The 3284-nt window shown below is 64.4% G+C and carries 6 protein-coding genes and 1 pseudogene; 5 read left to right on the forward strand and 2 right to left on the reverse strand.

Annotated features, from left to right (window positions below; translation table 11 throughout):
• The 3 genes and pseudogenes from ACLP25_RS07015 to ACLP25_RS07025 all read left to right on the forward strand — a co-directional run.
• Nucleotides 1–185: pseudogene (locus tag ACLP25_RS07015) on the forward strand (NAD-dependent protein deacetylase); the annotation flags it as partial.
• Nucleotides 186–380: 195 nt separating this feature from the next.
• Complete coding sequence (locus ACLP25_RS07020; protein ID WP_442468498.1) at nucleotides 381–569, forward strand: hypothetical protein; 189 nt, start codon at nucleotides 381–383, stop codon at nucleotides 567–569.
• Nucleotides 570–592: 23 nt separating this feature from the next.
• Nucleotides 593–1165, forward strand: coding sequence for a carboxymuconolactone decarboxylase family protein (locus tag ACLP25_RS07025; protein WP_442468499.1), 573 nt, complete (start codon nucleotides 593–595; stop codon nucleotides 1163–1165).
• Nucleotides 1166–1200: 35 nt separating this feature from the next.
• On the opposite strand, the gene ACLP25_RS07030 is transcribed toward ACLP25_RS07025, so the two are convergent.
• A complete protein-coding gene (locus ACLP25_RS07030) occupies nucleotides 1201–1698 on the reverse strand; it encodes a hypothetical protein (RefSeq protein ID WP_442468500.1) in 498 nt (165 codons plus the stop codon).
• A gap of 48 nt (nucleotides 1699–1746) precedes the next feature.
• Nucleotides 1747–2085, reverse strand: a complete 339-nt coding sequence (locus ACLP25_RS07035; protein ID WP_442468501.1) for a hypothetical protein — start codon at nucleotides 2083–2085, stop codon at nucleotides 1747–1749.
• A 231-nt stretch (nucleotides 2086–2316) separates the two neighbouring features.
• Here ACLP25_RS07035 and ACLP25_RS07040 point away from each other — a divergent pair, with 231 nt between their 5' ends.
• Together ACLP25_RS07040 and ACLP25_RS07045 are read left to right on the forward strand one after the other, a co-directional pair.
• A complete protein-coding gene (locus tag ACLP25_RS07040) occupies nucleotides 2317–2661 on the forward strand; it encodes a hypothetical protein (protein WP_442468502.1) in 345 nt (114 codons plus the stop codon).
• Nucleotides 2658–3284, forward strand: a 627-nt coding sequence (locus tag ACLP25_RS07045) for a terminase large subunit domain-containing protein (protein ID WP_442468503.1), incomplete at its 3' end; no start/stop codon positions are given. The genes ACLP25_RS07040 and ACLP25_RS07045, both read left to right, overlap by 4 nt.

Consider the following 3284-nt stretch of genomic DNA (forward strand, 5'->3'; position numbering starts at 1 on the left):
CGGCCGACGCCATGCTCATCGTGGGCTCCTCGCTGATGGTCTATTCCGGCTACCGCTTCGCCGAGCGCGCCGCGGCCGCCGGCAAGCCGATCGCAGCCGTCAATCTCGGCAAGACGCGCGCCGACGCCCTCATCGCGCTCAAAGTCGAGGCGCCGTGCGAGAAGGCGCTGGCGTTTCTGCTTTAGCGCGGACGCCTCTGATCAAAACCCGACGCTTGGTCCCCACGTAGAGGGACCGGACCCCGACGGCGCTGCGGATGGCCGGAGCCGACGTACTGCGGACGCAGCAGACCGCGGCCTTGGACGCCTCAATTGGACGAGGAAGCGGACCTACAGGGGTCGCCAGGGAAGGCGGGAGTCCGCCCATTGCGGACGCTTCCAATGAAAGACTGGTGGCTGTCCACGCGCACGGAAGAACTGGTCAAGATCGGCGCTAACGTTATCGGCCATGCGACGTCGAACCGCATTGTCGTACCTGTGAAGATGGCAAAGCATCAGCGGCGCTATCGGGCGAAAGTTGGTTCACCCGACCCCAAGCCGCAGAGCGGTTCGCGGTCTCCAGTTCATTGACGACAATTCAAGGAGAGAAAACCGTGGCGCGGATCCCGTACCCAGACATTGAGAAAATGTCGCCTGAACTGCGTGAACTCCTGCAGAAGGCGCCTCTGAGAATTTTTCTGATGTGGGCTCACTCGGTCAGCACGGTCGGTCTGGTCATGGATCTGGGAGCCGCTCAGATCGCGAAACTGGAGTTGCCTCGCGCCATCCGGGAGCTGGTGATCTTGCTGGGGGCAAATGCAATCTCGGCAGAATATGAGTGGGTCCAACATGTCGCGCCGTCCAAAGCCGCGGGAGTCAGCGACGAGCAGCGCGCAGCGCTTAGAAGTGGCGACCTTGATGCGCCCTGCTTCAGTTCCCTTGAGCAGGCGGCGCTTGGACTGGCGGCCGCAGTACAGGCAGGCCCAATAGTCGACGACTCAATCTTCGACACAGCCAGGAAGCACCTCAGCGATCGACAGTTGGTCGAGTTGGTAGGGATCGTCGGCTATTACTGGATGTTGGGTCGCATTGCCACCGTATTCCAAGTCGAACTCGATGTCGCGCGAGGGACCGAGATCTACGATGCTGCCCTGCAGCGCACGACTCGGCCTCAACCAGAACGGTAAACATCGATCGTATACGTTCGCTTCCCGCCCTTCTTTCAGGAAGCCAGTTCGTCGAGGAGCGCTTTCGCCTCTTTGAGGTCGGGCGTGTCGAAGCCCTCGGTGAACCAGCCGTAGACCGGCGCGAGGAGGTCGTGGGCCTCCTCTCGCCGCCGCTGATCGCGCCACAGCCGCGCCAGGCTCGTCGCCGCGCGAAGCTCCCAGGAGCGGGTCTGCCGCGCCCGGGCGATGTCGAGGGCGCGCTGGAAATGCTCCTCCGCCTTCGTCATGTCCCGTGCAGGCGCCATGAGTTCGATTTCGCCGGCGAAGCGATGGATCTCCGATTCGAACCATCTCTCCTTGGCGCTTTCCGCCGCCGCCATCGCTTCGGCGATGCGCGTTCTGGCGTCATCGAACTGGCCGACGTCCGCATGAGCCATCGCCAGATACGATCGCTGCATCGGCGTCCACACGGTCGCCCCTGTCGCCAGGAAGGCGTCCCACGCCGAGGCGATCGCGTGGACGTGATCGGCGCGCTCTTTGGTCTCAAGGGACACAAAACTCCGAAAGAGCGCTCCCGTCGCCTGTTGCCAGGCTGCGCCCTTCTACTCCGCCAGCGAGCCGAGTTCGGCGCGGACGGCGTTCGCCGTCGCATAGTCCCGGCGGTGGAGATGGGTGAAGACGACGATCTCCAGCGCGCTCAACAGGATGAGGGTGTCGCCGCTCTCGCGCGCCCCTCTGAGCGCCAATTCGGCGTCTGCGAGCGCCGCCTCGGGAAAGCCGAGCCACCACAGGACGATCGACCGAGCTGCCAGGCTTGTGACCCTAACAAGCCGCGAGGGCGCCTCGAGCCGAGTCTCCACAGGACCGTAGAGCGCGATCGCGCGATCATAGTGCGCCCGCCCCTCCGCAATGTCTCCGGTAAGCGCCAAGGATACGCCCATGTAGTAATGCCCCACCGCCGGTAGGCTTGAGCACGCCGAGCATGCCCGCGCCCGCCCGTGTGCCCACCATCGAGGAAGTGATCGCCGAGCAAGCAAGGCGGGCCCTTGGCTCTTCGCTCGCTCCGACTGAAGCTGAGGCCGCGTTGGGGCCCGGCCCCGATCTGAGCGGCTTCAGTGACGATGTTCTCACCCGCGTTCGCCGGTTGCTCGAAAGCGTTGAGGGCAACGCCGATGGATGAAGCGGTCGTAGGCGCCGCCTGGTACACGCCCGAGAGCTGGCGTCAGCTCGAGGAGGCGGTCGCAGCCGCCGGTTTGCCGAAGACGATACTCGCGGGCTCGTACGCAGAGTTCGTCGCCGCGTTCGACGCCCAGGCGCGCGCCTTTGCGAGGCAGGGCGTCAGGGTCGAGAAGCTGCCGGTCGACGTCCCGCACAAGGCGGCCTTCTGCAAGCGCTGGGGGCTCGAGCTCAACAGCGTGGGCCGAACAAAATATGGCGCGGCGCTGGCGGCGGCGGGCGGCGACCGTGAGGAATTGGATCGAGGCGGCTTCGTTGACCGGACGAAGACGGAGCAATGACCGGCCGCTTCCATACTCAACCGAAGTATTCCCTGGCCGCGTTCACCAGCTACATGATCAAGGGCTATCAGCCCAGCGCCGTGCATTACTTCATCGCCGCGCAGCTGGAGCGCGTCGAGCGGGGCGAGATTGATCGACTCATCCTTCAGGTCTGCCCGCGTCACGGCAAGACGACGCTTGCGGCGCATTCGTTCCCCGCCTGGTGTCTCGGTCGCCGGCCGGATCGGCAATTCATCGCCGCCTCGGCGAGCGCCGATCTGGCGCGTGATACCGGTCGCGAGGTTCGCAACATCATCGACAATCCGGACTACAAGTTGATGTTCCCGAGCGTTTCGCTTACGGAGGATGCACGCGCGGCCGGCCAATGGAAGACATCTCAAGGCGGCAGCTGGTATTCGATCGGCGTCGGCGGCGACATCCTCGGCCGCGGCGCGGACATCGTGCTGATCGATGACCCCTTCGGCAGCATGGCGGACGCGATGTCCGAGACCATCCGCGACGCTGTCTGGCGGTGGTACAACGGCACGATCTACAACAGGCTCAACTCAGGCGGCGCGATCGTCATTGTCGGCCATAGGATGCACGAAGACGATCTGCAGGGTCGTCTGATTGAGCGCATGAAA

Source organism: Roseiarcus sp. (genome assembly GCF_052145395.1).
Taxonomy (GTDB): Bacteria; Pseudomonadota; Alphaproteobacteria; order Rhizobiales; family Beijerinckiaceae; genus Roseiarcus.

Coding starts and splice junctions, on each gene's coding strand:
- ACLP25_RS07020 (WP_442468498.1), top strand. CDS start 381: ATGAAAGACTGGTGGCTGTCCACGCGCACGGAAGAACTGGTCAAGATC.
- ACLP25_RS07035 (WP_442468501.1), bottom strand. CDS start 2,085: ATGGGCGTATCCTTGGCGCTTACCGGAGACATTGCGGAGGGGCGGGCG.
- ACLP25_RS07040 (WP_442468502.1), top strand. CDS start 2,317: ATGGATGAAGCGGTCGTAGGCGCCGCCTGGTACACGCCCGAGAGCTGG.